We start from the raw sequence: 4,355 nt of genomic DNA, 5'->3' as shown, positions 1-4,355 counted from the left end.
CTGCTCTTAGCGATGTCGTTAGCGGAAGCGTCACAACAGCTGTGCGTGATACAACCATTGATGGCTTAGAAATCCATGAAAACGATAATCTTGGTATGGTGGATGGGAAAATTCTCGTGTCAAACCCTGACATGCACCAAACCTTGACAGAAACATTGAAACATATGTTGGATGAAGATAGTGAAATCGTAACCTTCTATGTCGGTGAAGACGGAAGCGAAGAACTTGCCAACCAAATCGCCCAAGAAATCGCAGAAGAATTCGAAGACGTTGAAGTCGAGATTCACCAAGGACAACAACCAGTTTACCCATACCTATTTAGTGTGGAATAAAAATTTAATAGATTAAAAAGAAAGTTGATTTTGCAACTTTCTTTTTTTATGACATTTGTCATATTTCCTCATGACAGAAGCTTCTAGTGATTCTACCTTCAAAGAATTATACTAGATGTATCAAATGGAGGAAGAAAAAATGAAACATAAAGTAATTGTCGCAATGAGTTTAGTAGCAGCAGGAGTCATGACTTATCTCATGTTCTCAGGATTGGATGAAGGTTTCTATCATTTTCCTTGGGAGCTATTTGCAGGATTTGGAATGATGTCCTGGCTTATCCGAGAAGGTTTGAAATTAGTCTCAGATGTGAAAAAGGAGTTTGAAAAATGAAAAAAGCGATTCTCTATCTCTTTATTGCACTATCACTAGTGGTATGGTTGGTAGAAATGTTTACAGGTTGGTTTGATCAAGCCTTCCTTCACCAATTCATCCGTGGTGCCTGGGGACTAGGATTTATGATTTTTATCGCCTTTCCGATGGGAAAGGAGTGGCTGAAAGGAGAATATCATGAACATGATTAAGGTAGAAAGCCTAAATAAAAACATCAAGGACAAGGGTATTTTGAAGGATATTTCCTTTGAGGTGGCAGAAGGTGAATGCATCGCCTTGATTGGGCCAAATGGTGCTGGAAAGACAACGCTATTGGACTGTTTGCTTGGAGATAAACTGGTCACCAGTGGGCAAGTATCTATCCAAGATTTGCCGGTAACGAGCTCTAAGTTAGACTATACAAGATCCTACCTCCCTCAAGAGAATGTAATCGTTCAGAAACTAAAGGTAAAAGAGTTGATTGCTTTTTTTCAAAGAATTTATCCAAATCACTTGAGTAACCAGGAAATCGATAAACTATTACAGTTTGATAAGCAACAAAAAGAGCAATTCGCAGAAAAATTATCAGGTGGACAAAAGCGTCTTTTCTCTTTTGTCTTGACCTTAATTGGGCGACCAAAGCTTGTTTTTTTAGATGAGCCAACTGCTGCCATGGATACTTCAACCCGCCAACGTTTTTGGGAAATTGTTCAGGAGCTAAAAGCTAAGGGAGTTACCATTCTCTATTCGTCCCATTATATCGAAGAGGTAGAGCATACAGCGGACCGAATCTTGGTCTTGAATAAGGGAGAGTTGATTCGCGATACAACACCTCTAGCCATGCGCAGTGAGGAGATTGAAAAGCACTTTATTCTTCCTCTAGCATACAAGGAAGTCATTGAGCAGTCTAACTTGGTTGAAAACTGGTCACAAAAACAAGATGCTTTGCAAGTAGTTACACGTGAAGCGGATGCTTTTTGGCAACTGTTAGTGCAAGCAGGATGTAGGATTCAAGAAATCGAAGTTAATAATCGTAGTTTGCTGGATACAATCTTTGAAGAAACGCAGAAGGGAGATAACTAAGATGAAACAATGGATAGCATTAAATAAGATAGAATTTCTATTGACCAAACGGCAATCAGTCTATTATTTATTATCAGTAGGGATGCCGACAGCCTTCTATCTATTCTTTTCTGGCATGTACCAGGACACACCAGGTGGACCCGCGAATTTTATGCGTGATTACCTTATCTCTATGACTGCCTTTTCCATGATATCAACAGCTATCTTCTCATTCCCAGTTGTTTTACATACCGACAAGATGAACAACTGGCAGAAAACATTGCGCCATACCCCTGTAAATATGGTAGAATATTATCTATCAAAGATAACAAGTATGATGGTTGATTATTTGGTCTCAATCCTGGTTGTTTTCTCAGTTGGGCACTTGGTCAGAGGTGTGGATATGTCTCTAGGAAGCTGGATTGGGGCTGCGTTCTTGCTGATAGTAGGAAGTGTAGCTTTTGTAGCGCTTGGATTGACCTTGACACTCTTGCCTTCTAGTCAGCTGATGTCTGTCGTGGGCAATCTTCTCTATCTAGGCTTGGCTGTTTTAGGTGGACTCTGGATGCCCATCTCTTTATTTCCAGACTGGATGCAAGCAATCGGGAAGTGCCTACCAACTTATCAGTTGATGGAGTTGCTCAAGACCTTCTTAAACGAGGGTAGCATCAATCTATCAGCCACAGTTTATCTACTTGTTTTTTCAGCAGTTTTGTTTGGTTTGACTATTTACCTTCAAGGTCATAAGGAGAATGCTTAATGCTTGAAAGAATGAAAAGCATACACTATATGTTTTGGGCCAGTTTAATTTTTATGATTTTCCCCATCCTACCTGTAGTGACTGGGTGGCTTTCTGCCTGGCATTTATTGATTGATATTCTATTTGTAGTGGCGTATTTGGGTGTTTTAACAACTAAGAGCCAGCGCCTATCTTGGCTATATTGGGGTCTCATGCTAGCCTATGTAGCTGGGAATACTGCCTTTGTTGCTGTTAATTATATCTGGTTTTTCTTTTTCCTATCCAATCTCTTAAGTTATCATTTCAGCGTAGGTGGTTTAAAGTCTTTACATGTCTGGACTTTTCTTTTTGCTCAAGTCCTTGTTGTGGGCCAACTGTTGATTTTTCAGAGAATCGAAGTTGAGTCTCTATTCTATCTATTTGTAATTCTTACTTTTGTCGATTTAATGACTTTTGGCTTGGTTCGGATTCGGATTGTGGAGGATTTGAAAGAAGCGCAGGCTAAGCAAAATGCCCAGATAAATCTATTGCTTGCTGAAAATGAACGCAGTCGTATCGGTCAGGATTTGCATGATAGTCTGGGGCATACCTTTGCTATGCTTAGTGTTAAAACTGATCTAGCCTTGCAGTTATTTCAAATACAGGCTTATCCACAGGTGGAAAAGGAATTAAGAGAAATACAGCAAATTAGCAAAGAATCAATGCGTGAAGTGCGAACCATTGTGGAAAATCTTAAGTCTAGAACTTTGACATCCGAACTAGAGACTGTGAAAAAGATGTTAGAAATTGCTGGAATTGAGGTGGAAATAGCTAATCAACTAGATACAGCTAGCTTAACTCAGGAATTGGAGTCAACGGCTTCCATGATTTTGCTTGAATTGGTGACTAATATCATCAAACATGCCAAAGCTTCTAAAGTCTACTTAAAATTAGAACGGACAGAGAAAGAACTCATTCTAACAGTGGGAGATGATGGCTGTGGCTTTGCTTCTATAAAGGGGGATGACCTCCATACAGTTCGAGATCGTGTTCTTCCATTTTCGGGAGAAGTAAAGGTAATTAGTTGGAAACAACCGACAGAAGTTCAGGTTCGACTACCTTATAAGGAGAGAAACTAAGATGAAACTACTTGTTGCAGAAGATCAAAGTATGTTGCGAGATGCCATGTGCCAGTTGCTCACGCTTCAACCGGATGTAGAGTCTGTCTTTCAAGCCAAGAATGGGCAAGAAGCAATCCAACTATTAGAAAAGGAGTCTGTAGATATCGCCATCCTTGACGTAGAAATGCCTGTTAAGACGGGCCTCGAAGTCTTGGAGTGGATACGAGCAGAAAATCTAGAAACAAAGGTGGTTGTAGTGACGACCTTCAAGCGTCCTGGGTATTTTGAACGTGCAGTCAAGGCTGGAGTAGATGCTTATGTATTAAAAGAAAGAAATATTGCAGACCTCATGCAAACCTTGCACACTGTCCTTGAAGGGCGCAAGGAGTATTCGCCTGAATTGATGGAAGTGGTGATGACGCATCCCAATCCATTAACAGAGCAAGAAATCGCAGTTTTAAAGGGAATCGCTCAGGGTTTCTCTAACCAAGAAATTGCAGACAAACTTTATCTATCCAACGGAACCGTCCGAAACTATGTTACCAATATTCTTTCGAAACTAGATGCTGGTAATCGAACAGAAGCTGCTAATATTGCGAAAGAATCTGGTTGGTTGTGATACTATCATATCTCGAAAACCATTATGTGCTAAAATTGAAATTATTCAATCAAACAATTTTGTAACTGGAGGAGGGCTTAGTTTCCTCCTTTTGGTTTAGTCTAAGGTGGTACCACGGAGATAAAATTGCTAAATTCTCCAAAACATATTCTATTTTAGGTTTGTGAAAATCACTTTTTTATGGTAGAATGTA

Annotated in this window: 6 protein-coding genes and 1 pseudogene; all 7 read left to right on the top strand. The window is 39.8% G+C overall.

All coding sequences use genetic code 11. The annotated features are described in order from the left end of the window. Positions 1–332, top strand: a pseudogene (locus RYK12_RS09990) (hypothetical protein); the annotation flags it as partial. 124 nt (positions 333–456) lie between these two features. Further along, positions 457–663 (top strand): hypothetical protein, encoded by a 207-nt coding sequence (locus RYK12_RS09985; protein ID WP_025170070.1) that lies wholly within the window; start codon positions 457–459, stop codon positions 661–663. Continuing rightward, entirely contained in the window at positions 660–854 is a 195-nt protein-coding gene (locus RYK12_RS09980; protein WP_075227876.1) for a hypothetical protein, read from the top strand. Before RYK12_RS09985 ends, RYK12_RS09980 begins: the two co-directional genes overlap by 4 nt. Next, positions 841–1,725, top strand: coding sequence for an ABC transporter ATP-binding protein (locus RYK12_RS09975; protein ID WP_084925314.1), 885 nt, complete (start codon positions 841–843; stop codon positions 1,723–1,725). The genes RYK12_RS09980 and RYK12_RS09975 overlap by 14 nt, the downstream gene beginning before the upstream one ends. Position 1,726: 1 nt before the next feature. Then, positions 1,727–2,464, top strand: a complete 738-nt coding sequence (locus RYK12_RS09970) for an ABC transporter permease (RefSeq protein ID WP_314848841.1) — start codon at positions 1,727–1,729, stop codon at positions 2,462–2,464. Further along, entirely contained in the window at positions 2,464–3,561 is a 1,098-nt protein-coding gene (locus RYK12_RS09965; protein ID WP_314848839.1) for a sensor histidine kinase, read from the top strand. Before RYK12_RS09970 ends, RYK12_RS09965 begins: the two co-directional genes overlap by 1 nt. 1 nt (position 3,562) lies before the next feature. Continuing rightward, on the top strand, positions 3,563–4,162 hold the full coding sequence (locus RYK12_RS09960; protein ID WP_060627194.1) for a response regulator transcription factor: 600 nt from the start codon (positions 3,563–3,565) through the stop codon (positions 4,160–4,162). Positions 4,163–4,355 lie beyond the last annotated feature (193 nt).

Source organism: uncultured Streptococcus sp. (assembly GCF_963518475.1).
Classification (GTDB): Bacteria; Bacillota; Bacilli; order Lactobacillales; family Streptococcaceae; genus Streptococcus.
This window is presented reverse-complemented; position numbering and strand designations above follow the sequence as displayed.

Coding starts and splice junctions, on each gene's coding strand:
- RYK12_RS09985 (WP_025170070.1), top strand. CDS start 457: ATGGAGGAAGAAAAAATGAAACATAAAGTAATTGTCGCAATGAGTTTA.
- RYK12_RS09980 (WP_075227876.1), top strand. CDS start 660: ATGAAAAAAGCGATTCTCTATCTCTTTATTGCACTATCACTAGTGGTA.
- RYK12_RS09975 (WP_084925314.1), top strand. CDS start 841: ATGAACATGATTAAGGTAGAAAGCCTAAATAAAAACATCAAGGACAAG.
- RYK12_RS09970 (WP_314848841.1), top strand. CDS start 1,727: ATGAAACAATGGATAGCATTAAATAAGATAGAATTTCTATTGACCAAA.
- RYK12_RS09965 (WP_314848839.1), top strand. CDS start 2,464: ATGCTTGAAAGAATGAAAAGCATACACTATATGTTTTGGGCCAGTTTA.
- RYK12_RS09960 (WP_060627194.1), top strand. CDS start 3,563: ATGAAACTACTTGTTGCAGAAGATCAAAGTATGTTGCGAGATGCCATG.